Raw genomic sequence first — 24205 nt, forward strand, 5'->3', positions numbered from 1 at the left:
GCAGGGCCGTAGAACGCCTCACCCGACCACCCCCGGAACCGGGCAAGAGCCACCGCTCTATTTATCGCACGGCCCCTCAACCGTCATGGCGGCTACCCGGGACAGGAACAGCCCGGTCGCGTTTGAGCCATCGCGACCGCAGGCCGCAACACAATCGGCTCTGCGTGCTCTGCGCGCCGCTCTGCGTTGGAAAGCGGTGGCCGGGGCGCCACCAGCGTTGATGGCCGGGCGACTCACCGGCAACGCCGCTCTTTGTGGCGGCACCGCATTTTTGCAACGCAGAGACCGCAGAGCGGCGCGCAGAGCACGCAGAGAAGGGATTCGGATGCCCGGCGGCCGCGATGGCTGTGCGTTGATCACCGTGCCTTCTGTCATGGCCAGGATAATGAAGGCCGGATCTGCAAAATAGCGTGGAGCGAGGCAGGCTGCCTGTTCCCGCCATGACGGTGTGGAAATGGCCGTGCCCCAGTCCCGCTATTTTATTAAGCAGACGGCAAACGCACGCCATTTGAGCATGGCGCGGCCGCGATAACATGCTGAATTCCATAAGGATTCTTTGCGCCGAGTGGCAGGCGTTTGACCGTCTCCCTAGTAACGCCTGTGGTCCTGCGCCCACCATGACGCGGAGGGCTGGTGCACCGGCTTCGGCAGATCAGTTTTTTGGCTCGGGCCCTTACCTGCGGTCTGCTGTAGTATTCGCAAGGACGGCTTGCGGGCGATCACCCGGCACTTCCGTTCGCGGGGCGCACCACCCCCGACTCCCCTACAACCCACACGCGATATCCAGCGCCATCCGCAGCAGCTTCTCGCTCGCCTCCGGCGTGCGGAACGCGCTGTGCGCCGACAGCGTCACGTTCGGCAGCGTCGTCAGCACATGCCCCGCCGGCAGCGGCTCGGTCAGGAACACGTCCAGCGCCGCGTGCCGCAGATGACCCGAGCGCAGCGCGTCGAGCATCGCTGTCTTGTCGACCAGCGCCGCCCGCGCCGTGTTCACCAGGATCGCCCCTGGACGCAGCTTCGCCAGCCGCTCGGCGCTCAGGAATCCGCGCGTCTCGTCGTTCAGCAGCAGGTGCACCGACAGCACGTGGCTTTCCGCCAGCAGCGTGTCCAGATCGACGAACGTCACCCCGGGCGCCGCCTTCGGCGAGCGGTTCCACGCCAGCACCCGCATCCCAGACCCCGACGCGATGCGCGCCACCTCGGCCGCGATGCCGCCGAAGCCCAGCAGGCCGATGGTCTTGCCGGTCAGTTCCACGCCCTCGGTGCGCAGCCACATGCCCTCCCGCATGCCCGCGTCCATGCAGGCCAGCCCGCGCGCCGCGGCCCACATCAGGGCGATAGTGTGTTCGGCCACCGCGGTGTCGCCGTAGCCCTTGATGGTGTGCACGGTGATGCCGAGGTCCGCCAGTTCCTCGGGATTCATGTAGCTGCGCGCGCCGGTGCCCAGGAAGATCACGTGCTTCAGCCCCGCGCAGGCGCGCATCGCCTCGGTCGGCAGCGCGGTATGGTCATCGAGGATGAAGTCGTAGCCGGCGATCAGGCCCGGCAGTTCCTCGGGCCGGATTTCCCCACGCTCGATCACGTCCATCGGCGGGTCGCCGGGCCGCGCCACGTGACGGAAAACGGCCGCAAGTTCATCGACCGCATCGAGAAACAAGCCTTTCATCGTTCCCCCCGGCGCATCCCGTTGCAACTCTGCGCAGCATTGCCGCCGCCGGCAAGCGGCCGGCGGTCACGGCTGCGCGTGGCGGGCAGCCGGAAAGTTGAACATACCGTGGCTCACATCGCCGGCAAATCTGCTAAGCACGGTCCGGATGCCGCGCCCTGCCCCGATTGTTCCCCGATTCCCGCGTCCCGAACCGCCCGCCCGCGCCAGGTCGAAGCCCGCGCCGCCCGAGGCCGCGCGGCAACCGGCGCCGAAGCCGCCCCGGAAAGGGCACTGGCTGTTCCGCCTGCTGCGCGGGGGCTTCATCGCCTCAGTCTGGCTCACCCTGGGCGTGATCGTCCTGGTGCTGTGGTTTTCCCGCGACCTGCCGCGCCCGGAATCCGCGCTCGACGCCGCCCGCCGCCCCAGCCTGACGCTGGAGGACCGCTCCGGCCGCATCATCGCCACGTTCGGCGACCTGGTGGGCGAGCCGCTGCGGCTGAAGGATTTCCCCCCTGCCCTGCCCGCCGCCGTGGTCGCGGTCGAGGATCGCCGCTTCTGGCACCACTACGGCATCGACCCCATCGGCCTGCTGCGCGCCGCCTGGGTCAACCTGCTCGCCGGCCACGTCGTCCAGGGCGGCTCCACGTTGACGCAGCAGGTGGCGAAGACGCTGTTCCTGTCCAACGCCCGCACCATCAGGCGCAAGGTGCAGGAACTGCTGCTGACCTTCTGGCTGGAGCGGCACTTCACCAAGACCGAGATCCTGGAGATCTACCTGAACCGCGTCTATCTCGGTGCCGGCGCCTGGGGGATGGACGCGGCGGCGAAGACCTATTTCAACGTCTCGGCGCGGCACCTGACGCTGGCGCAGGCGGCGGTGCTGGCCGGGCTGCCGCGGGCGCCGTCGCGCTTCAACCCACGGGTCAACCCCGCCGCCGCCATCGCCCGTGGCAAGGAGGTGCTGGCCGCGATGGTGGCAAACGGCAGCATCACCGCCGCGCAGGCGCAGGCCGCCGCCGCCCGCATCGCCTTTCCCCGCCCGCCCATCGGCGACGGCTGGTTCGCCGACTGGGTGGCGGACCAGTCGGAGGCGGTGGTGGCGCCGAATGAGGACGCGGTGCTGCGCACGACGCTCGATGGCCGCGACCAGGCGGTCGCCGAATCCCGGCTGACGGCTGTGCTCGACGGGCCGGGCGCCGCGGCCGATGTCTCGCAGGGCGCGGTGGTCGTCATCGACGCCGCCACCGGCGCCGTCCGCGCCATGGTCGGCGGCCGCGACTTCCACGAGTCGTCCTACAACCGCGCCGTGCTCGCCCGCCGCCAGCCCGGCTCCGCCTTCAAGCCGTTCGTCTGGCTGACGGCGCTGGAAACCGGCATGACCCCGGACGACACCGTGCTGGATGCGCCGATCCGCATCGGGTCCTGGGCGCCGGGCAACTTCGAGCACCGGTTCCTGGGCGAGGTCACGCTGGAGGACGCCCTGGCGCAGTCGATCAACACCGCCTCGGTGCGGCTGCTGCTGAAGGCCGGCGGCCCGCGCGCCGTCGCCGCCACCGCCGCCCGGCTCGGCATCGCCGATCGGCTGCCGGACAATGCGTCGCTGGCGCTGGGCACCGGGGAGGTCGGGCTGATGGAGCTGACGGCCGCGTACGCGCCGTTCTTCAACGGTGGCTACCGCGTCGTGCCGCACGGGCTGCTGCGGACCCCGCACCCGGCCGAGCGGGTGATCGATCCCGCCACGGCGTCGATGATGGCGCGGATGCTGGCCGCGGTGGTCAGCCGCGGCACCGGCCACGCCGCCGCGGTGCCCGGGCACGTCGTCGCCGGCAAGACCGGCACGACGCAGGATTTCCGCGACGCCTGGTTCATCGGCTCGGTCAAGGGCGAGCTGATCGGCATCTGGCTGGGCAATGACGATAACCAGCCGATGAAGGGCGTCCTGGGCGGCGGGCTGCCGGCGCGGCTGTTCCACGAGATCGCCCTGGGCATCGACTGACTGCGGCGCCAGGTCCAACCCGACGGCCCTTGGGATGCGGACCGGGCCGCTGCCGGACATGGCCTCGACGGATGACCTCCGGTGGCGGTCCGGCCTGCCGCCGAGCGGCAGTTCAGGTGTTGCAGAGGTAATCATTCGCGCAAAAGCGGTACGGCAAATATTTCATTATTTATGACTAACCATGTTCCAAACGTGTCGGGAATATTTACAAGTACAACCAACCTTGCCTGACCCGGAACGTTATAACTTTGTTGTAGAAGGATTTTGTATCGTGGCACGCCGCATGCACATGACGCCGCATGCACATGACGCCGCATGCACATGACGCCGCATGCACATGACGCCGCATGCACATGACGCCGCATGCACATGACGCCGCATGCACATGACGCCGCATGCACATGACGCCGCATACAAATGACGCCGCATGCAAGTGACCTCGTTGCGTGGGAAACGCCCACCTTCAACAACAGGAGCAAACGCACCATGGACAGACGCACCGGTTCCGTCAGCTTGGCTGCAACCGCATGTTGCCTCGGCTTCGTCACGACCGTTACCTGGGCAATCCGGGTGCTTCCGTATGGCGTTTCGGCCGGCCTTTTCGCCTGGATGCTGGCATCCTTGCCGATTGGCATCCTGATCGGGCACTGCGTGCTCGGCGACGAGTGAACGGCAGGGCCTGTCATTCCGGCGTGGCGGTTCCGGCGGAAGCCCGGATCACCGAAACTGGCCCACGCGACGCACCTGTGTTGCAGGAAGCGGCCGTCGGCTTGCCCGTTGGCCGATGCCTTCATGCGCCTGGATGCCTGCGGCGCAGCAGGGACGGCGCTCCCTGGCCTCCGGCAGGGCGGCGTTTGGGCGCGGAAGCCGGAGTCGCCTGGACATGCATGGATCGTTGCGTGCCACCTCCGGCGGGCTCGTGACCATCATGCCGAGTGGACCGGCCGGACTGGCTTTGATGCCCGAATTGACGTATTGGTCCGCAGTGCCAGACAGTCTGTATGAACGCGACATCCTGTCCTGGTCCGAGCATCAGGCCGATCGGCTGCGCCGTCTCGCGCGCGGGGAAAGAGTGGATGACGTCGATTGGACCCATGTTGTCGAGGAGATCGAGGACGTGGGGCTGTCGGAATTGCACGCGGTCGAAAGCGCTCTGGACCGCCTGCTGGTCCATCTCTTGCAGGTTCATGGATAGCCGTCCAGCCCATCGGTGCGGCATTGGCGAGAAGCCGGAACGTTCCAGAAGACTGCAGCGCGGCGGTTCTCGCCGTCCATGCGGCAGCGGATCGACGTGGCAAGGCTCTGTGCCGATACCATGGAGCAGCCTGAAGGCGTGGATTACGATGATGTCGCCCCGCGCGTCTGGCCCGGGGCCTGTCCGTTCGCGCTGGACGATCTGCTGACCCGGCGCCGGGCCGAACTGGAGGCGCTGCTGGAAATGCCGCCGGCGTAGGTCATCGGCCTGCGCTCAGCTCCGCGTCGCGAAAACCTCGGCCACGTCCAGCATGATCCCCGGCGGATCGAGCCGGATCGCGCCCACGGTCACCGTCCGGGACATGATGGCGTCGCCGGCACGCCAGTGATGGATGATCTCCGGGCGGCGCGCGCGGACGATCAGGTAATGCTGGATTGATGGTACCCGGAAATAGTCGGCCAGTTTGTCGCTCGTGTCGATCGATTGGGTGGCTGGCGACAGCACCTCGACCACGATCACCGGATTTGGCGCGGTTGTCGCGTCCGGCGAAATCCTTGGCCCGCAGTTCACGACGGCATCAGGCTCATAGTCGGTCTCGGCGTCCACTTCGATTGTCATGCCGTCTGCCAGGGCCTCACAGTCGAGGCCCGCGTCCCGCACCGCGCGATCGAGTGCAGCCCATACACGGCTCTTGAGCCGGACATGCTGGGCCCGCTCCGGCGACATCGCCACCGGCTCACTGCCGATGCGCTCATAGCGGCCAGTCTGGGTTTCAGACCAGCGATAAAATTCGTCACGCGTCAGACGTGGCGCCATTGAGTCCTCCTGCGGGCCGCACCGTATCACAGTCGTCGCGGGCCGCGCAGCACTGTCAAAGGCGCCGGGTTCACAGCAGGCGGGGCGGCGCTACACCGCCCCCTCCGCCCGCAGCGCGGCGATCGCCTGGGCGTTCAGGCCCAGCCACTCGCCCAACACGGCGTCGGTATGCTCGCCCAGCACCGGGGACGGCGTCACCGCCGGCGGCTTGCCGTCGATGCGCACCGGCCAGGCGGGCATCTTGAACGGCCGATGCACCGGATGGCGCATCACCTGCATGATGCCGCGGGCCTCGAAGGTCGGGTCGTCGTGCAGTTCCATGGTGTCGAACACCGCGCCGGCGGGGATGCCGGCGTCGCCGATGGCGCGCATCGCTTCATGCTTGGTGTGCTGGCGGGTCCAGGCGGCGATGATCGCGTCCACCTCGGGTTCCCGCGCGACGCGGTCCTCCGGCGTGGCATAGATCGCGTCGCCGATGAGGTCCTCGCGGCCGATCAGTTTCAGCAGGCGGTCCCAGTGGTCCGGGTTGGCGCGGCTGGTCATGATGTAGACGTAGTCATTGGGGCCGCCCGGCGCGCAGGGGTACAGCCCCATCGGCGCGTTGACGATGCCGGGCACCTTGCTGCCGCCGCGCTCGGCCACCTTGCCGGTGCGGCCCTGGGTGGCGAAGTTGATCCGCATGTAGTGCAGGATCGCGTCCTGCATCGCCACCTGCAGCCGGCAGCCCTGCCCCGTCTCCCGCCGCCTGTACAGCGCGCCGAGGATGGTGATCGCCATGGTCATGCCGGTGCCGGTGTCGCCGAGCGAGATCCCCGGCCGCGTCGGCGGGCCATCGGCCTCGCCGGTGACGCTGAACGTGCCGCCGCAGGCCTGGGCGATCATGTCGAAGGCGAGGTTGTTCTGGTACGGGCTGCCCTCGCCGAAACCCTTGACCTGGGCGTAGATGATCGACGGGTTCAGCGCCCGCACGACGTCGTAGCCCAGGCCCAGCCGCTCGATCGCGCCGGGGGCGAAATTCTCGATGCAGACATCGGCTCCGCGCAGCATGTCCTTGACCAGCGCGAGGCCGGCCGGCGATTTCAGGTTGACCGTCATCGAGCGCTTGTTGGCGTTGAACACGTGGAAATAATACGGGTCGTCGTCCGGCTGTCCCGGCCGCAGCCGCCGTCCGGGATCACCCATCCGCGGGTTCTCGATCTTCACCACGTCGGCGCCGAGCCAGGCCAGCGCCCCCGTGCAGGATGGTCCGGCTTCGAACTGAGTCAGGTCGACGATCTTCACGCCGGAGAGAAAATTCACGCTGGCGGCAGCATCGCTCATGACGCCTCCCTGGGATGGCCCTGTTGGTGTGGTTGCTGTTGCGATGCAGCCTGCCACAGGCGCGGGTGGCGGGCCAGCGCCGGAGCTTGTCGCGCCGGGCGCAGGCCGCCTGCCTATTCCGCCGCCTGCGCCGTCTTCGCCTGCTTCCAGCCGTGCAGCACCGGCAGGACCTCCTTCGCGTACAGCGTCAGCCCGCTCTCCGCCAGGTCATACGGCGTGCCGCCGAAACGGAATGACGTTGCCAGCTCGAAATCGCCGACGATGGCGCGGCGTTCCTCGAACATTTTCAGGATGTGGTCGGGCGTGCCCCACACCGCGGCCTGCAGGAAGGCGGAAACGATGCCGTCCATGCCGACTTCCTTCGCCAGGGCGATCTTCTGGGCGTAGGCGTCGTAGCCCCTGACCGAGCTGAAATGCTCGCCGAGCAGTTCGTAATGATAGAAATTGCTTTCGACGAACTTGCCCATGTAGCGCCGCGCCAGGTCCTCGGCGCCGTCCATCGTCGGCGTGCAGATGCAGAAATCCGCCAGCAGCGGCGGCAGTTCCGGCCCGCCGTGCAGTTGCCGCACCAGGTCGCGGTGCTTCTGGATCGCCGGCATGCGCATCGGCCACGGCCTGTCGGCGAACATCACCATGCGGGCGTTGAGTTTCGCGGCGGAAACGACCGAATCATCCGACGAGGCCACCGCATAGACCCGCCCGTCAATCGGCTTGTACGGTCGCGGGCGCAGTTCGGTGCGCGGCTGCTTGTAGAATTGGCCGTCGCCCTCGATGAATCCGGTGCGCAGCGCCGAGACGATCATCGCCGAGGCTTCGTCGAAGCGTTCGCGCGATTCATCCATCGTGCCGCGGAAGGCGTGGAACTCCCGCCGCGCCAGGCCGCGGCCCATGCCGAGCCGCAGCCGCCCCTTGCTGAGCAGGTCGACGACGATAGCGCGCTCGGCGACGCGCAGCGGATCATGCCACGGCAGGATCACCGCGGCCGTGCCCAGGTCCACGTCCGGGCACACCGCCGCGAGATAGGCCATGAGCTGCAGGTTGTCCGGACAGAACGAATAATCATTGAAATGATGTTCCACCGACCACAGCACGTCGAAGCCGGAATCGGCAGCCAGGCGCGCCAGGCGGATTTCCTCGTCCCACACCTGCTCGTCCGGCACGTTGTTCCAGCCGTAGCTGGAGAAGACCATCTGCAAGCCGACGTCCATGGCATCCTCCCGTTTCGTTCGGGCGTTATCGTCCCATGATCGCCGCCCGGCGGCAAATCTGGCGGCGGCGAACCGGGGCGGGTAAGCTGCCGGCAACGACGGAGGAGACAGGCATGGCGCTGAAACGCATGGTGCTGGAAATCGGCATGGGCACCGACATCCGGGGCGCCGAGCCCACGAAAGCCGCGGTGCGGGCGCTGCGCGACGCACTGTGGCACAATTCGCTGACGATTGCCTCGGCGCTTGGGCAGGACACCGACGCGATGCGCGTCGAGGTCACCATCGGCGTGCCCCACCCCGAACAGGTGGATCGGCAGGCGGTGCTGGATGTCCTGCCGCATGGCACCGGGACGGTGACGGTGGTGGACGGCGGGTTGGAGGTCCCGAACGAGGGCGGAACGAACTCCACGTTGGTCGCCAGCGCCGCCGCCGTGGTCTGGCTGGACGTGGCATAGGAAGGGGACGCAGCATGGCGCGCAAACGGGTGATCCTGGAGCTTGGCTCCGGCAACGACCTGCACGGCGGCGACTACACCAAGGCGGCGCTGCGGGCGGTGCAGGACGCGCTGCATCATTCCTCGTTGATGATGATCCGCTCGCTTGGGATCGATGCGAAGACACAGATGTTTGTCGATGTCACCATCGGCGTGCAGCAGCCGGAGAGGGTGGATACCGAAGCGGTACGGACGTCGCTGCCGTATGGTATCGTTACGGTGAAGGCGCGCAAGGGCGGACTGGACGTGGCCGATCCCGAGCGTGGCGACAATGCGGTCGTTGCGGTTGCGGCGGTCGCGGTGCGGCTTGAGCTGCCGTGAGAGGCGTGGACGGACCTGTGTTCTTATGCAGGGGACAGGACGGAGCGGTGGATTCTACCGCTTTTCAACACGGAGAACAGCGGAGAATCACGGAGGGCAACGAAGAAAGCAAATATTGCGCTTCGCGCGACGCGCCTACGTCGTCCGGGCCCGCGGGTCGCCGTTTGGTCTGTGTCAACAAGCCAGTCCCGGGCAAGGCCTGGCCTGTGGAACATTGCCTACCCTGCCGCGACGCCGCCAGAGGAGCGGGCCGCAGGTGTGTCGGGACAAGTCGACGGCGTCTTCAGCGTCATGGCGGCCGCAGGGCCGCCATCCACGGCTTTGCTGATAGCGGCACCGCAGGGCGTGGACGCCGGGCCTGCGCCCGCCATGACGATCGGCGGGTGGCCGCCGTTTGACCGCCTTCCTGGTAACGCCTGTGCGGCCTGCGCCGGCCGTTACGCGGATGATGCGACCTCTCCCGCCTCAACTGGCACGATTTTGACCGTCTCCCTGGAACTTTTGGTACGCGGCCAGGACACCAGGGCGGCCAGGGGCAGCAGCCAGATGACCCGGGCCTCGTAGCGCGGGGTCGGCTCGGAAATGCCGCCCGCCGCGGCCTCCAGCAGCACGGCCGCCCCGGCCAGGATACAGAACTGCCTCTGCGAAGGCGTCAGGCGCCGCCAGTTCAGGATCATCCAGCCCAGTGCCGCGGCGACAACGAGATACACGACGACGCTTGCCACGGTGTGCCAGGTTGTTTCGGATTGCTCGTGGATCGTCATGTCATCCGCGGTGTGTTCGGCCCAGGACGGGATCAGGTACTCATTCACGCCGAACAAGACCAGTTGCGTCGCGGCGTGCCGCAGCATGGCTGATAGCTGCATCGGCAGGTGTTCGCGCGCCGCGGCGATGAACAGGCGTTTGTCTTCCGCCCTCACCTGTGCCCGCTCCTCAGGCGACATGCGTGAGTAAGCACCGTCCGGCCCCCACAGGAAGTCGGTGTTGCTCTCGTCGAGCGTATCGAGATGCCGGCACATCGCCAGCCCCACGGCCGGGCAGTGTTCCCGCAGGTAGAGCTTGCCCGGGCCGTCCACGATGGAGCGGGCGGTCAGGAACGGCGGTGCCTGTGGCGCCAGGGTCCATTGCTTGAATCCGACCACGCCGACGACCAGCATCGCCGCGACGCCGACCACCACGGCGCCGGCGACCGAGGTGGCGGCGTAGCGGTAGCGCCAGAGCTCACGCCGCCGCAGGAAGCAACCGGCAAGCAGAAGCCCCAGCGCCACCGGCAGGTTGATCATGTGCATCACCACGCCACCGGCGATGGCGGCAAACAGCAGCCATGCCGTCACACGCGACAATTGCTGCCAGTAGACAAACGTCAGGATGATCGCCAGCGCCATGACGCCGGTGAAGATGTCCGGCATGATGTAGCTGGTTGCCCAGGACACGGTTGTCGCCAGGGCCAGGAGAATGATGCGTCCGGTCGTGCGCCAGCCATCCTCGCCGGGCCTTGCGAGGGCGAACGTCAGCCGCAGCAGCAAGGCGACGATGACCGCCTGCAGCAGGATCACCAGCCAGGTCGAAGCCAGGATCGTCGGGATATAGGTGAAGAGCGAATAGAATGCCGAGCGGACGCCACGGGCATTCTGTATCGTCGACTGAAGGGCCGCGTCGCCGCCGTTGCCCGTGTGGCGGGCGAAGAGCGCGAGGACCTTCTCGACCGCCGCATGCCCGCCCAGGAAATAGGCGCGGGTATCGGGAAAGACCATCGGCGCGCGGTTGACCAGCGCGGGCAGGCACAGGAACAGCATGCTGATCGCAAGTTGCACGGCAGCAACAAAGCTGTGTGCTCGCGCCGGCGAGCTGACGGGCGAGCTGACGGGCGAGTCGCATCGCGATATAGTATCGTTCACATCATGATTCCTGACTGCCGGATGCTTTCATTGAGGACGTGCATCGTGGCGCCAATCCGACAGGTTTAACAGCCCGGGTCGCGGTGATTTGTCCGATAGCGCGGGTGATGGTCTCTGCCGGGTGATCCCAACCAGCCAGGCGTTTGACCGTTGGGTGCCGGCACCTGTGCGCCGTGGCCCGGCCATGACGGCAAGGCAGCGGTCAGTCTCGAAGCCGGTTGATGTGACACGCCAACCCTGGTCGTTGCGTTCGACTGGAACAATGGCTGTTGTTCAACTCCAGTTGCGGGCGTGCCCCGACTGGCGCCGGCAACCTGCCATGCACCATGCATCACTCGCCAGGTGGGCGCGGCCGCCGCTGCAAGCCTGCTTTCATCAACAAGTTTTGTCTGCCGCCTTATTCCGTTCGATGCCGGTCGCGTGATGACGCCGCAGGCCGATCCGGTGCTATATACTGGGGGTCTGCGTGGCAAGTGGCGTCAATAAACGGTGATACACCGGCAAACGGCGATGCAGAAGCGACGCTTCCAACAATTGTCATGACGATAATGCCGGTCAGTCGTCGTAACTATCATGCGGCGGTGTTTTTTATCGGGAGGCGCTTATGCGCGCCAGCATGGACGGCCGATCGGATTCGCCACGACGCCCGGGTGGTGAGATCGCAATTCTGATTCCGTACTGCAACGAAGAAGCCCCCATCGGAAAAGTTGCAAGAGACGTCCAGGACATCCAGCCGGACTGCACAGTCTATGCCTATGACAACAACTTCAGGGATGATACGCGGGCTGCGATACATGCTTTGCGCGCGGTTGTGCGGACAGTGCCCCTGCAGGGCAAGGGTCACGTCGTCCGCCACATGTTTGCGGATATCGTGGCTGACATTTTCGTGCTGGTCGATGGCGACAGCACCTGCGATCCCTTTGCGATCTCCGACGTGACAGACAGGCTGGTCAACCAGAATTTCGATATAGTTACAAATGATCAACCATATGAGGCGGGCGACGTCTGCCGGCGTGGCCCCCGGCACCTCTGCACAGGGACTTTGACAGATTGAGCGTTGGCAGAATGGTTCGCATCGACTTGCCTGGCCCCACTTGGTCATGATTTCAACATACAGCAACGGAGGGGCCTGGTTGGAAACCCGCGCCTCCGGATCTGATGGACTCCCGGCCGCCGGAACGCGATTGCCAGTTCGACGTCAAGTGCAACGGGGCGGCCTGGCCAACCCGGCAGAGTCATTGCATATACGCACTGGACAGCCACGCCCGATAGGCGCCTCGCCGGATTGTCACGCACAGCCGGCATCCTCTCAACGCCAGCCGGACTTATTTCCAAGCCCCCGTACGCCGTCAGAGTCGCGTGATCTGCCTCATGCCGATGCCGGCCGTGGTTCAAGGCGAGTTTCGGCAACACTCAACAGGATCCAGGGATGATGTATACGACCGAAATGAATGCGACGCTCGACCGCACCTCTGCGCAGATCGAGTGCGAACTGTCCATCGTCATGCCCTGCCTGAACGAGCGGGAAACCCTCGTACAATGCATTCGAAAAGCAAAGGCCTTTCTTCAACGGGAAGGCATCAACGGCGAGGTGATCATCGCCGACAACGGCAGCACCGACGGCTCGCAGCAGCTCGCGGAAGACGCTGGGGCTCGGGTCGTAGCGATCCCGGTCAAAGGATATGGCAGTGCTTTGATCGGCGGCATCCGGGCGGCTCGTGGCCGCTACGTGATCATGGGTGACAGCGACGACAGCTACGACTTCAGCGAACTGGGGGCTTTCGTTACCAAGCTTCGCGAAGGCTGGCAGTTGGTCATGGGCAATCGATTCAAAGGCGGCATCCATCCCGGTGCGATGCCACCGCTGCATCGTTATCTCGGCAACCCCGTGCTCAGCACGATCGGACGCACCTTCTTCAAGAGCCCCTGCAGTGACTTCCACTGCGGTCTACGCGGCTTCGATCGGGCGGCCATTCTTGCGCTCGGCCTGCAGGCGCCAGGAATGGAATTCGCAAGCGAAATGGTCGTCAAGGCGTCCATTCAGCAGCTGCGAATAACCGAGGTTCCTATCATACTATGGCCCGATGGGCGCTCGCGCCCGCCACATCTGCGCAGCTGGAGGGACGGCTGGCGGCACCTGCGGTTCTTGCTTTTGTTTTCGCCACGCTGGTTGTTTCTCTATCCTGGAGCGGCGATGTTCGGGTTAGGACTGCTGTTAATGGCTTTGTTGCTCGCGGGTCCGCGCGAGGTGGGTCATGTGCAGTTTGACATTCACACAATCTATTATTCATCGCTTGCAATCGTGATTGGCTTTCAAGCGGTCTTGTTTTGGGTGTGCGCAAAACTCTATGGCATGCGGGAAGGTATCGTTCCTCGGGAAGATCCTCGCTTCGACCGCTTTCTGCGCTGGTTCACTCTCGAACACTGCTTGTTGGCGGCTGGAGCGCTGCTGCTTCTGGGGGTAGGCGCAGGCGTCAGCGCAGTGATTGCATGGGAAAGCACTGGGTTCGGCTCACTCGCTCCTGAACAGATGATGCGTGTGGTGATTCCATCCGGAACGGCCATTTTGCTGGCGTTTCAATTGATCTATGGCTCATTTTTCTTCAACCTACTCGGTATCCAGGCGGACAGAGGCGGACTGCCAATAGTGCAGGAGGACACGCACGGCCTTTGACGGGGCTGGTTTCAGCCCGCATTCCGCACCGCGCCTCAACGGCGCGGTCCGCCGGTGGAGGGAGCACCCGCCCGGGAGGTCGTCGAGCAGTCGGCCCGCCTGGCCCTGTTGTCCGTCCTGGCCCTGACGAGCGGCTTGGCACTGGACACGGCTTCCCGTGGCCGGCGGGAGCTGCGGCGGCTGTTCCACCTGTCGTTGCCTTCCCCATCAGCCTCCGCCAGCACAGCCGATCGGCCGAGCACCGGCGGGCGGCGTAGTCCCGCACGGCGGTGCTCGGGAAGACTCAGCGCAACGCCGTACGAACCCCGCGTTCGCTTGATTGGGGTGGCCCCCTGCCCCATCCCGGTCGGCAGGACGCCCGTTGAGCGGCTGTTTCCGGGGGGCATCCCCAGGGACACGCACGCATAGGCGCTACAGCAAACCGCAGGTCGGTTGGGACAGGGCGACGGTGCACCTCACTCGTCATGGCCCGGCTTGTCCGGGCCACCTGTCGCGGCACACGTGCTGGAATAGGTGGCCCGGACAAGCCGGGCCATGACGATGAAGACAGGCCGTCTGCGTCCCAACTAACCTGCGGTCTGCTGTAACTTAGGCGGCCAGTGGCACGGCCGTTGCTGCCCCGTCATGGTGGGCGCAGGCCCACCATTCACGCCTTTTGCCGATATCAGCACCGCAAGGCGTGGATGGCGGCCCTGCGGCCGCCATGACGACGGGGCGGTATGCAACAACGGCCGGCCGCTCAAGTTGGCGCCTATGAGGGACACGCACGGGCCATGACGCGGCAGCGGCCGCTGCCGGCGGGGTCCGTGCCGTGCCCGCCCCAAGCCCCCTCGCGCACTTCCGCTGGACCGCCCGTGCGGGCCGCTGTAGGGAGGCGCTCATCATGGCCCGCATCGCGACGATCACCCGGACGACCTCGGAAACCGACATTGCCCTGACCCTGAACCTGGACGGAACAGGGGCGGCGGACATCGCCACCGGCATCGGCTTCCTCGACCACATGCTGACCGCGGTCGCCCGGCACGGCCTGTTCGACCTGACCATCCGCGCCCGCGGCGACCTGCACATCGACTTCCATCATACGACGGAGGACGTCGGCATCGTCCTGGGCGCCGCCTTCAACCAGGCGTTAGGCGCCAAGCGCGGCATCCGCCGCTTCGGTCATGCGTTGATCCCGATGGACGAAACCCTGGCCGAGGCCGCGGTGGACATCTCCGGCCGACCTTTCCTGGCCTGGAACGTCAGCTTCGAACGGCCTAAAATAGGCGACATGGATACCGAGTTGTTCGAGGAATTCTTCCGCGCCCTGGCGTTCAACGCGATGGTCACCCTGCACGTGACCCGCCGCGCCGGCCACAACGCCCACCATGTCGCCGAGGCCTGCTTCAAGGCCACCGCCCGCGCCCTGCGCATGGCGGTGGAGTCCGACTCCCGCATCGGCGACGCAATTCCGTCGACCAAGGGGGCGCTGTGAGACTCTACGGCGCGCATTTCAAGGGGGACGCCGAGCCCGTCCTGGTCACCGAGGGCTTCTCCTGGGGCGCGCTGATCCTCGGCCCGCTGTGGCTCGCCGCGCACCGCGCCTGGGTCGCCGCCGCGCTCAGCTTCGCCGCCTATGTGTTCATCGCCGCCCTGGCGCCGGAGCCGGCCGCCACCGTCCTGACCCTGGGCCTCGCGCTGATCCTCGGCCTGATCGGCAATGACCTGCGCTCCTGGGCGTTGGAGCACCGAGGCTATGTCCTGGTGCATATCCTCGCCGGCCGCAACGCCGAGGAAGCCTGGATGCGGCTGCTGGAGCACCGCCCGGACCTCGTGCACCACTTCCGGCCGGGAGTCGCGTGATGCGCATCGCCGTCGTTGACTACGGCAGCGGCAACCTCGCCTCGGCCTCGCGCGCGCTGGCGCTGGCGGCGGAACGGGCCGGGATCGCGGCGACCGTCGCGGTCACGGCCGATCCGGCGGTGGTCGCCGCCGCGGACCGGATCGTGCTGCCGGGCCAGGGGGCGTTCGCCGATTGCGCCGCCGGCCTCGCCGCCGTGCCGGGCATGCGCGACGCGATCGAAACCGCGACCGCCGGCGGCACGCCGTTCCTGGGCATCTGCGTCGGCATGCAACTGATGGCCGAGCGCGGGCTGGAGCATCACGTCACCCCCGGATTCGGCTGGATCAAGGGCGACGTGGCCGAGATGCCGGCGCCCGGCCTGCGCCTGCCGCAGATGGGCTGGAACGGCCTGCAGTTCGTCCCCGGTTCGCACCCGCTGCTGGACGGGCTGGCGCCGGACGACCACGTGTATTTCGTGCATAGCTACGCCCTGACCGGCGGCGCGCCGGCGGAGACGATCGCCACCACCGACTACGGCGGCACGGTCGCGGCCATCGTCGTCGCCGGCAACCGCGCCGGTACCCAGTTCCATGTGGAAAAGAGCCAGGATGTCGGCATCCGGCTGCTGAGCAACTTCCTGCGCTGGACGCCCTGACCATGGTGGAGTCCCCCGACAAGCCCGCACCCGACCTGTTCGTCGAACGGGTGAAGGAATTCAACGACCACGACATGGACACGCTGTGCGAGGCCACCGACGCCGCCATCATCGACGGCGGCGGCTTCGGCTGGGTCAACCCGCCCGGCCGCCGCGCGCTGGAAACCTATTTCCGCGGCGTCCTGCTGGTGCCCGAGCGGGAACTGTTCGTCGCCCGGCTGAACGGCGACATCGTCGGCTCCGCCATCCTGGTCCGCCCGCCGCGCAACAACGAGGCGCAGGCCTTCGCCGCCAGCCTGATGCACGCCTATGTCGCGCCCTATGCCCGCGGCCACGGCCTGGCCCGCAAGCTGACCAAGGCGGTGGAGGACCGGGCCCGCGAGCTCGGCTACCACATCATGAACCTGGACGTGCGGGAGACCCAGACGGCGGCGATCCGGCTGTACCAGTCGATGGGCTACGTCCGCTGGGGCGAGCATCCTGAGTATGCCCTCGTCCGCGGCCAGTCGGTCACGGGCTTCTTCTACTACAAGCGGCTGCGGCCGCGGAAAAACGGCGGCGGCCAATGACGACACTGACGATCTACCCGGCCATCGACCTCAAGGACGGGCAATGCGTACGGCTGCGGCGCGGAGAGATGGACCAGGCGACGGTGTATGCCGACGACCCGGGGGCGCAGGCGCGGGCATGGCGCGATGCCGGCTTCCTCTGGCTGCATGTCGTCGACCTGAACGGCGCCTTCGCCGGGCGGCCGGTGAACGCCGCGGCGGTGCATGCGATCCTGGAGGCGGTGCGGCTGCCGGTGCAGCTTGGCGGGGGCATCCGCGACCTGGCAGGCATCGCCGCCTGGCTGGAGGCTGGTGTCAGCCGCGTCATCCTGGGCAGCGCCGCGGCAAAGAATCCGGCGCTGGTGCTGGACGCCTGCAAGGCCTTCCCGGGCCGTATCGCCGTCGGCATCGACGCGCGCGACGGCTTCGTCGCCACGGAAGGCTGGGCGGAATCCTCGGCCATGCCGGCGGCGGATCTTGGTCTGCGCTTCGAGGACGCCGGCGTGTCGGCGATCATCTATACCGACATCGGCCGCGACGGCATGCTGAGCGGGCTGAACCTGGAGCAGACCGTTGCCCTGTCCGCCCGGCTGACCACGCCGGTGATCGCCTCGGGCGGGGTCGGCTCGCTGGCTGACCTGGCGGCGCTGAGGCAGGCGGCGGCGGGGACGCGAATCGAAGGCGTGATCGTCGGCCGGGCGTTGTATGACGGACGGGTGAATCCGGCCGAGGCGCTGGCGCTGTTCGCCGGTTGAGGGGTGGATGATGCCATGCGTATCAGGATAAGCGGATCGGAGGAGCGAGGTCTGCCTGACATAGACGCGGATGACCCGGTGTTTGATCGGGCCATATGTGCATGTGCACGGCGGCGCTGTGGATATTGTCCTTGCATCCGCGACCATCGCGTCTTCTAAAGCGCGGCTATGTTGAAACTTCGCGTCATTCCTTGTCTGGACGTAAAGGACGGCCGCGTCGTCAAGGGCGTGAACTTCGTCTCCCTGCGCGACGCCGGCGACCCGGTGGAGCAGGCGGCGGTCTATGATGCCGCCGGCGCCGACGAACTGACGTTTCTTGACATTACCGCCAGCCACGAGAACCGGGACACCATCCTGGATGTTGTCTCCCGGACCGCCGCGCGCGTCTTCCTGCCTTTGACCGTCGGCGGCGGCATCCGCTCGATCGAGGACATGCGCCGTTTGCTGCTCGCCGGAACCGACAAGTGCAGCGTCAACTCCGCCGCCGTGGCCCGCCCGGACCTGGTGCGGGAGGCGGCGACGAAATTCGGCAGCCAGTGCGTCGTGGTGGCGGTGGACGCCAAGCAGAGCGCGCCTGGCAAGTGGGAGGTGTTCACCCACGGCGGACGGCGTCCCACCGGCATTGATGCGATCGCCTGGTGCCAGCAGGTGGTGTCGCTGGGCGCGGGCGAGATCCTGCTGACCAGCATGGACCGTGACGGCACCGGCGCCGGGTTCGACCTGGACCTGCTGCGCGCGGCATGCGGTGCGGTGCGGGTGCCGGTGGTGGCCTCGGGCGGCGTCGGCACCCTGGCGCATTTCGTCGAAGGGGCGCGGGCGGGGGCCACGGGATTGCTGGCCGCCTCGGTGTTCCACTTCGGCACGTTCACGATTGCTCAGGTGAAACAGGCGCTGGCGGATGCCGGGCTGCCGGTGCGCCTGACCCGCAAGGCTGCCTGACCATGGCCAAGACCGACAAGAAGAAGGCGGCGCCGCGCCTGCCCAAGGCGGCCAAGCCGGCGAAGGCGAAGAAGGCACGCATCCTGCCGCCGCCGCCGCACGCCGCCGGCATCGACGTGCTCGATCGGCTGTTCGCCGTGGTCGAGAGCCGGCGCGACGGGGATCCCGAGGCCAGCCACTCGGCCCGGCTGCTGTCGCGCGGCGTGGCCAAGGTGGCGCAGAAGTTCGGCGAGGAAGCGGTCGAGTGCCTGATCGAGGCGGTGGCCGGCAACCATGACGCCCTGGTCGCGGAAAGCGCCGACGTGCTGTATCACCTGATCGTCCTGTGGGTTTCGTCCGGCGTCACCGCAACCGAGGTCTGGACCGAGCTGGCGCGCCGGGAAGGGATCAGCGGCATTGCCGAGAAAGCGGCGCGGGCGAAGCCGGCCGCGGCGCTGAAATTCGGGACGTCGAAGCTGCCCTGAACCGCCGCGTCATTCCCGCCCGGGCCTGCCCATCCGGGCCTCCCCATTGGGACGTCCCCATCTGGCCTGACGGCGGCAACCGTCGTAGAACCGTTGCGGTGCCACGCTTCAGGAGACGCCATCATGCCGGTCAGCGGCCTGCCGCCCTACGATTCGCAGAACATCTTCGCGCGCATCCTGCGTGGCGAGATCCCGTGCCGGAAGGTGTTCGAGAACGAGTTCGCCCTGGCGTTCCACGACATCAACCCGCAGGCGCCGGTGCATGTGCTGGTGATTCCGAAGGGCCCCTACTGCTCGTTCGCCGATTTCGCCGCCACGGCGCCTGAGGCGGACATCGCCGGGTTCTTCCGGACGGTCGGGACGGTGGCGAAGGACCTGGGCCTGGAAGCGCCGGGCTACCGGATGCTGGCCAACATGGGCGAGCACAGCGGGCAGGAGGTGCCGCACTTCCACGTCCACCTGTTCGGCGGCCGTCCGCTGGGGCGGATGATCCCGGGCTGAGCGGCGCGGAGCGAAACAGTCTTTCCACAGCAGACCGCAGGCCGTCTCATGCGTCCCAACTTACCTGCGGTCTGCTGTAGCCAGCCGGCGACGCCGCGATGACGGAAAATGGACGAGGCCGGTGCCACCCCGTCATGACGGCCGGCGTCCGGAACCGCATTTTCACGGCAGAGGCAAGGGCCGCTCGCGTGTTCCGCCATCGCGGTGCCGGGATTGCCTCAGCTGCTGGCCTGCATCTGCTCCCGCATGCGGCGGGCGCGGGCCAGGACCTTGTTCTCGATGTCGCCGACGGTCTGGTCCGACACCGGCGAATCGACCCACTGGCCGTTCTGCAGCACCTGGCGGAAGATCTTCACCCGCACGCCGTCGCTGCGCAGCTCGCGGCTGAGGATGTAGATCGTCGCCTTGAACCGCTCCCCGGTGGTGCCGGGCGGGGTATACCAGTCGGTGATGATGACGCCGCCGAACGGATCGGCCGAGGCCAGCGGCATGAAGGCGATTGTATCCAGGGCGCCGCGCCACAGGAAGGCGTTGACGCCGACGCCGGTACCCGGGCCGGCGCTGTCCTGGTCGCTGCTGTCCTTGCCGAAGGTGACGCCGCTGCCATCGCCGCCCATGGCCTGGGCCGACGGCGCACTTGCCGAGCCGCTGCCAACGCTCGCGAAGCCCGGCGGGGTCGGGGTGGACTTGGCGGAATCGGAGGAGCACGCCGCGACTGCCAGCACGGCCAGCACGGCCGCGGGAAAGAGACGGGTGCTGAACGAGGTGGAACGCATCGCGTTGGCTTGCCTTTGGTTCTCGATCTGTCGGGAGGCGCAGTCTTTAACGCCGCCACGGCCGGTCAGCAATCGCCATTGTGCAGCCCGCCACCGGTGGCTGGCCGGGCGTGCTTCTTCCTCGTCATCGCCTGGAGGGGCCACATAAGGGGCCACACAAGCGCTAAGCGACAGCAAACCGCAGGTCGGTTGGGACGGGACGACGGCGTTCCTTCAGCGTCATGGCGGGCGCAGGCCCACCATGACGTTGTGGCAACGGCCGTGCCACCAGCCCGTCAAGTCAGCGCCCATGCGGACAAGCCGTGTCATGACGGGGAACGAATGGTTCCGGCCGGCATGGCCGCGCTGTGTCGAGGCTGTTGCGGCCGCGGGTTATTTTCGGGCGACAGCGCGGTAATCGCCCCTGCGGCCCGGCAGCAACCGGCCGGCAGCCGCCATATGGAAGCGCCGTCCACGCCGCCGAGCGCACCCAGGCGCATCCCGGTCCCACCCGAGGGCAGCCGCCGCGCCATCGTCCCCCAGCGCAGCGGCCCCAGGCCCGGCGCGCCCGGGTGGCTGGCGGTGGGGAACGCCGGCGACAGGAACGCCAGCAGCGCGCCGGCGCGCGCGGCCCGGCGCATCTCGGCGACGGAATGCGCCGAACTGGTCACCACCCCGCGCGGCCGGAGCGGCCCCGGCCAGCGTCCGCCACGCAGGTGCACGCCCGCCCCCAGCGCAGCCGCCAGCCGCGCATCGCCTGCCACCACCAGCAGCAGGCGGCGGGCGCGGCAGATCCGCGCCACCGCGGCGCGCGGATCGGGCAGGCGCCGATCGTCGGTAAACAGCCAGAGACGGGGCAGCCGGGACAGCGTGCCCCGGGTCGTCCGGTCGTGCCGCAGCAACCGGCGTTCGTCCCGGCGGCGCATCACGCCGCCCGCGGCGCCGGGCCCCGGCCGCAGGCCCCAGGCAAGCAGTTTCCGGTCCACGCTATGGCTTCAGGTAGTGATCCTTGTAGCGGGCCCGCAGCGCTGTCTTCTGCAGCTTGCCGGTGGCGGTGTGCGGCAGGTCCGGCACCACGATCACCTCGTCCGGCAGCCACCACTTGGCGACCTTGCCTTCATAGATCGCCAGCACCGAGGCGGGATCGACCGTCCGCCCCGGCCGCGGCACCACCAGCAGCAGCGGGCGCTCGTCCCATTTCGGGTGCGTCGCGGCCACCACCGCCGCCTCGGCGACGTCGGGATGCGACACGGCGATGTTCTCCAGCGTGATCGAGCTGATCCACTCGCCGCCCGACTTGATCACGTCCTTCGACCGGTCGGTGATCTCCATGAACCCGTCCGGGTCGATCGTCGCCACGTCGCCGGTGGCGAACCAGCCGTCCTGGTCCAGCGCGCTGCCAGGCTGGTCGCCGTAATAGGCGCTGGCGATCCACGGGCCGCGCACCTTCAGGTCGCCGAACGCGACGCCGTCCCAGGGCAGTTCCTTGCCCTCGCCGTCGACGATCTTCATGTCGATGCCGGGCAGGATGCGGCCCTGCTTCAGCATGTGGCGCGTCGCCTCGGCGTCCGACAGGCTGAGCTGCGGCAGCTTCGGGGCGTTGAAGGTGCCGACCGGGCTAAGCTCGGTCATGCCCCAGCCGTGCTCGACCTGCACGCCGTATTCGTCGCGGAACGCCTCGATCAGCAGCGGCGGCGCGGCCGAGCCGCCGGTCATGATGCGCGTCACCGTCTCCAGCCGCTCGCCGCTGGCGCGCAGGTGCTGCAGCAGGCCGAGCCAGACCGTCGGCACGCCGGAGGTGAAGGTGACCCGCTCGGTGTTCAGCAGGTTGGCCATCGAGGCGCCGTCCAGGTGCCGCCCGGGCAGCACCAGCGCGGACCCGGTCAGCGCCGCGGCATACGGGATGCCCCAGGCGTTGACGTGGAACATCGGCACCACCGGCAGAACGCGGCTGGTGCTGCGGATATCCAGCACGTCCGGCAACGCGATGGCATAAGCGTGCAGCCAGGTCGAGCGGTGACTGTATAGCACGCCCTTCGGCCGCCCGGTGGTGCCCGAGGTGTAGCACAGCGCGCTGGCAGTATTCTCGTCGAAGGTCGGCCAGGCGTAGTCCTCGTCAGCCGCGTCCATAAGCTGCTCGTAGCAGGCGAGCGTCATGCCCGGCGCCAGCGTCACCTCCGGCATGGCGGCGGGATCGGCCAGGATGACGACTGTCTTGACGCAGTCGGCGATCTTCGGCGCGATCAGGCTGACCAGCGGGGCGAAGGTGACGTCGACGAACAGGACTTTGTCCTGCGCGTGGTTGATGATGTAGGCGATGTCGTCGGGATGCAGGCGCGGGTTGATGGTGTGGCAGATCGCCTCCATGCCCGGTGCCGCGTAGTACACCTCCAGGTGGCGATAGCCGTTCCAGGCCAGGGTCCCGACGCGGTCCTCGCGGCCGACGCCCAGGCGCTGCAGGGCGCGCACCAGCCGGCGGGAGCGGCACTCGACATCGGCCCAGGTATAGCGGTGGGCGGTGTTCTCGTGGGTGCGCGAGATCACCTCGCCGGTCCCGTGATGCCGTGCCGCATGGGTCAGGATCGCGGAAATCATCAGGCTGTGCGACTGCATCAAGCCGAGCATGGCCATTGCCTCCTGGTTGTTGTTCGCTGCGCCGGATCAAGGGCTTCGGTCCGCCTGCAACGCCTGTTCGGGCCGGTGGTGACGATAATCCATTCCGGAGTGAAACGGGAAGGTAGGCTGGCGGGCCATGGCCATCAGGATAGAGGATCCAGCGGAGCAAGGTCGTCTCCCCATCGTCATGGCCGGGCGTGTCCCTACCGGATGCACAGAGTCCGGGAACGATCCGCTGCAGCCGTGGGCTCATACTGTCATCGCCGGTGCTGGTTTCACCGACGGCAATCAAGCGAACACGGAGTTGCACGGTGTTGGCACGGAGTTCCGCAGAGAACGTTGATCATGCGCGTCGCACGAAGCGCATCAAATGATCGGACGCCGCCAAGGAGGCGATCATGCTGCGGCCGCCCTGGAAGACTCTGCGCAACTCCGTGCGAACACCGTGGAACTCCGTGTCCGCTTGATTGCGGTGGCAAACCCGCCCCAGCCCCATCCCGGTCGGCACCACGCCCCTCGCCAGATGCGTGCGGGTCACACGACGGCGAGGCGGCCCTGCGCATCCTCGGCCGGTTGCCTGTCCGCCAAACGCGCATCGGCGCGGCGACAAGGCGGCAACGTTCCCAGGCATCGGGCGAGCGCCTGGCTCGGCGGTTGTTTCCAGGTTCTGTGCATGCGGTAGGGCGTGTCGCGGCCATGACGATAAGGCAATGGACCTGGCGCCAACTCCTTCTCCAACCGCGGCAGCGAGGTGGTGGGCACCGCGGGTTCGCGTTTGCCGCGGGACGATCCATCATCGGCTGTCCATGTCCAACACGGGGAGGAAACCGCGCATGCAGGACGTTATGATCGTGACCGGCGGCAGCCAGGGCATCGGCGCCGCGGTGGCTCGCCTTGCCGCCGCGCGCGGCTACAAGGTGGCGCTGACCTACCAGTCGAACCAGGCGATGGCCGACGCGGTCGTGGCCGACATCAAGGCCGCCGGCGGCACGGCGATCGCGGTGCGCGCCGAGATGGCGGACGAGGCGTCGATCCTGGCGCTGTACCGCACGGTGGACGAAACCTTCGGGCCGCTGACCGCGCTGGTCAACAACGCCGGCACGCCGGGGCCGATGGGCCGGATCGACACGGTGACCACCGCGATCCTCGACACCGTGCTGGCGGTGAACGTCCGCGCGCCGTTCCTGATGATCCGCGAGGCCGTGGCGCGCATGGCGACCGACCGCGGCGGGAAGGGCGGCGCCATCGTCAACATTTCGTCACGCGCCGCCGAGCTGGGCGGGGCCGGCGAATGGATCCACTACGCCGCCTCGAAAGGCGCGCTGGACAGCCTGACCGTCGGCGCGGCCAAGGAACTGGCGACGCGCGGCATCCGGGTGAACGCGGTCAGCCCCGGCCTGATCCAGACCGACCTGCACGCCCGCGCCGGCCTGCCGGACCGGCTGAACAAGCTGGTGGGCGGCGTGCCGATGGCCCGCGTCGGCAGCGTCGAGGAAGTCGCCACCGCGGTGCTGTGGCTGCTGTCGCCGGAAGCGTCGTATATTACCGGCGTCATCGTGCCGATTTCCGGAGGGCGTTGAG

25 protein-coding genes are annotated in these 24205 nt (G+C 67.5%); 17 read left to right on the top strand and 8 right to left on the bottom strand.

Translation table 11 applies throughout. The features are described 5' to 3' along the window. Positions 1-763: 763 nt before the first annotated feature. The gene (locus tag CCS01_RS20635; RefSeq protein ID WP_104520650.1) at positions 764-1666 is read right to left on the bottom strand and encodes an NAD(P)-dependent oxidoreductase; all 903 of its coding nucleotides are present in this window, start codon (positions 1664-1666) and stop codon (positions 764-766) included. Between the two features lie 148 nt (positions 1667-1814). Here CCS01_RS20635 and CCS01_RS20640 point away from each other — a divergent pair, with 148 nt between their 5' ends. From CCS01_RS20640 to CCS01_RS20655, 4 genes are all read left to right on the top strand, one after another. After that, positions 1815-3644 (top strand): transglycosylase domain-containing protein, encoded by a 1830-nt coding sequence (locus CCS01_RS20640; RefSeq protein WP_104520651.1) that lies wholly within the window; start codon positions 1815-1817, stop codon positions 3642-3644. Positions 3645-4130: 486 nt separating this feature from the next. Then, on the top strand, positions 4131-4313 hold the full coding sequence (locus tag CCS01_RS20645) for a hypothetical protein (RefSeq protein ID WP_146101871.1): 183 nt from the start codon (positions 4131-4133) through the stop codon (positions 4311-4313). Between the two features lie 289 nt (positions 4314-4602). Beyond that, positions 4603-4839 (top strand): DUF29 family protein, encoded by a 237-nt coding sequence (locus CCS01_RS33875; protein ID WP_158258514.1) that lies wholly within the window; start codon positions 4603-4605, stop codon positions 4837-4839. A gap of 78 nt (positions 4840-4917) precedes the next feature. Then, positions 4918-5097 carry a hypothetical protein gene (locus tag CCS01_RS20655; protein WP_104520654.1) on the top strand — a complete coding sequence of 60 codons (180 nt, stop codon included), beginning with the start codon at positions 4918-4920 and terminating at the stop codon, positions 5095-5097. Between the two features lie 15 nt (positions 5098-5112). On the opposite strand, the gene CCS01_RS20660 is transcribed toward CCS01_RS20655, so the two are convergent. The 3 genes from CCS01_RS20660 to CCS01_RS20670 form a co-directional block, all read right to left on the bottom strand. Continuing rightward, entirely contained in the window at positions 5113-5655 is a 543-nt protein-coding gene (locus CCS01_RS20660) for a Uma2 family endonuclease (protein ID WP_104520655.1), read from the bottom strand. A 90-nt stretch (positions 5656-5745) separates the two neighbouring features. Then, the gene (locus CCS01_RS20665) at positions 5746-6975 is read right to left on the bottom strand and encodes a CaiB/BaiF CoA transferase family protein (RefSeq protein WP_104520656.1); all 1230 of its coding nucleotides are present in this window, start codon (positions 6973-6975) and stop codon (positions 5746-5748) included. Positions 6976-7088: 113 nt separating this feature from the next. After that, entirely contained in the window at positions 7089-8183 is a 1095-nt protein-coding gene (locus CCS01_RS20670) for an LLM class flavin-dependent oxidoreductase (RefSeq protein ID WP_104520657.1), read from the bottom strand. Between the two features lie 113 nt (positions 8184-8296). Here CCS01_RS20670 and CCS01_RS20675 point away from each other — a divergent pair, with 113 nt between their 5' ends. After that, positions 8297-8638, top strand: a complete 342-nt coding sequence (locus tag CCS01_RS20675) for a Lin0512 family protein (RefSeq protein ID WP_104520658.1) — start codon at positions 8297-8299, stop codon at positions 8636-8638. A gap of 14 nt (positions 8639-8652) precedes the next feature. Beyond that, positions 8653-8997, top strand: coding sequence for a Lin0512 family protein (locus tag CCS01_RS20680; protein WP_104520659.1), 345 nt, complete (start codon positions 8653-8655; stop codon positions 8995-8997). A 437-nt stretch (positions 8998-9434) separates the two neighbouring features. Here the strand turns inward: CCS01_RS20680 and CCS01_RS20685 are convergent, their stop codons facing one another. Beyond that, positions 9435-10811: a hypothetical protein gene (locus CCS01_RS20685; protein WP_146101872.1), complete on the bottom strand. Its 1377-nt coding sequence runs from the start codon at positions 10809-10811 to the stop codon at positions 9435-9437. Between the two features lie 688 nt (positions 10812-11499). Here CCS01_RS20685 and CCS01_RS20690 point away from each other — a divergent pair. From CCS01_RS20690 to CCS01_RS20735, 10 genes are all read left to right on the top strand, one after another. Continuing rightward, complete coding sequence (locus CCS01_RS20690; protein WP_204848376.1) at positions 11500-11949, top strand: glycosyltransferase; 450 nt, start codon at positions 11500-11502, stop codon at positions 11947-11949. 375 nt (positions 11950-12324) lie between these two features. Continuing rightward, positions 12325-13569, top strand: a complete 1245-nt coding sequence (locus tag CCS01_RS20695; RefSeq protein WP_204848377.1) for a glycosyltransferase family 2 protein — start codon at positions 12325-12327, stop codon at positions 13567-13569. 883 nt (positions 13570-14452) lie between these two features. Next, positions 14453-15043, top strand: coding sequence for an imidazoleglycerol-phosphate dehydratase HisB (gene hisB, locus CCS01_RS20700; protein WP_104520661.1), 591 nt, complete (start codon positions 14453-14455; stop codon positions 15041-15043). Next, entirely contained in the window at positions 15040-15411 is a 372-nt protein-coding gene (locus CCS01_RS20705) for a DUF2628 domain-containing protein (RefSeq protein ID WP_158258515.1), read from the top strand. The genes hisB and CCS01_RS20705 overlap by 4 nt, the downstream gene beginning before the upstream one ends. Further along, complete coding sequence (gene hisH, locus CCS01_RS20710; protein ID WP_104520663.1) at positions 15411-16046, top strand: imidazole glycerol phosphate synthase subunit HisH; 636 nt, start codon at positions 15411-15413, stop codon at positions 16044-16046. The genes CCS01_RS20705 and hisH overlap by 1 nt, the downstream gene beginning before the upstream one ends. 2 nt (positions 16047-16048) lie before the next feature. After that, complete coding sequence (locus CCS01_RS20715; RefSeq protein WP_104520664.1) at positions 16049-16615, top strand: GNAT family N-acetyltransferase; 567 nt, start codon at positions 16049-16051, stop codon at positions 16613-16615. After that, positions 16612-17349: a 1-(5-phosphoribosyl)-5-[(5-phosphoribosylamino)methylideneamino]imidazole-4-carboxamide isomerase gene (hisA, locus tag CCS01_RS20720; protein WP_104520665.1), complete on the top strand. Its 738-nt coding sequence runs from the start codon at positions 16612-16614 to the stop codon at positions 17347-17349. Before CCS01_RS20715 ends, hisA begins: the two co-directional genes overlap by 4 nt. Positions 17350-17517: 168 nt before the next feature. Further along, positions 17518-18288, top strand: a complete 771-nt coding sequence (gene hisF, locus CCS01_RS20725; protein WP_104520666.1) for an imidazole glycerol phosphate synthase subunit HisF — start codon at positions 17518-17520, stop codon at positions 18286-18288. Positions 18289-18290: 2 nt separating this feature from the next. Next, a complete protein-coding gene (locus tag CCS01_RS20730; protein WP_104520667.1) occupies positions 18291-18752 on the top strand; it encodes a phosphoribosyl-ATP diphosphatase in 462 nt (153 codons plus the stop codon). 123 nt (positions 18753-18875) lie between these two features. Further along, positions 18876-19253, top strand: a complete 378-nt coding sequence (locus tag CCS01_RS20735) for a histidine triad nucleotide-binding protein (protein ID WP_104520668.1) — start codon at positions 18876-18878, stop codon at positions 19251-19253. 218 nt (positions 19254-19471) lie between these two features. Here CCS01_RS20735 and CCS01_RS20740 read toward each other — a convergent pair whose 3' ends face one another. From CCS01_RS20740 to CCS01_RS20750, 3 genes are all read right to left on the bottom strand, one after another. Continuing rightward, positions 19472-20029: a DUF3576 domain-containing protein gene (locus tag CCS01_RS20740; protein WP_104520669.1), complete on the bottom strand. Its 558-nt coding sequence runs from the start codon at positions 20027-20029 to the stop codon at positions 19472-19474. A gap of 305 nt (positions 20030-20334) precedes the next feature. Further along, positions 20335-20994: a thiamine phosphate synthase gene (locus CCS01_RS20745; RefSeq protein WP_239992332.1), complete on the bottom strand. Its 660-nt coding sequence runs from the start codon at positions 20992-20994 to the stop codon at positions 20335-20337. A 1-nt stretch (position 20995) separates the two neighbouring features. Further along, the gene (locus CCS01_RS20750; protein ID WP_104520698.1) at positions 20996-22633 is read right to left on the bottom strand and encodes a 3-(methylthio)propionyl-CoA ligase; all 1638 of its coding nucleotides are present in this window, start codon (positions 22631-22633) and stop codon (positions 20996-20998) included. Between the two features lie 824 nt (positions 22634-23457). On the opposite strand from CCS01_RS20750, the gene CCS01_RS20760 reads away from it, so the two are divergent. Then, positions 23458-24204: an SDR family oxidoreductase gene (locus CCS01_RS20760; RefSeq protein WP_104520671.1), complete on the top strand. Its 747-nt coding sequence runs from the start codon at positions 23458-23460 to the stop codon at positions 24202-24204. Position 24205: the final 1 nt, after the last annotated feature.

The sequence above is a fragment of the Rhodopila globiformis genome (assembly GCF_002937115.1).
Classification (GTDB): Bacteria; Pseudomonadota; Alphaproteobacteria; order Acetobacterales; family Acetobacteraceae; genus Rhodopila; species Rhodopila globiformis.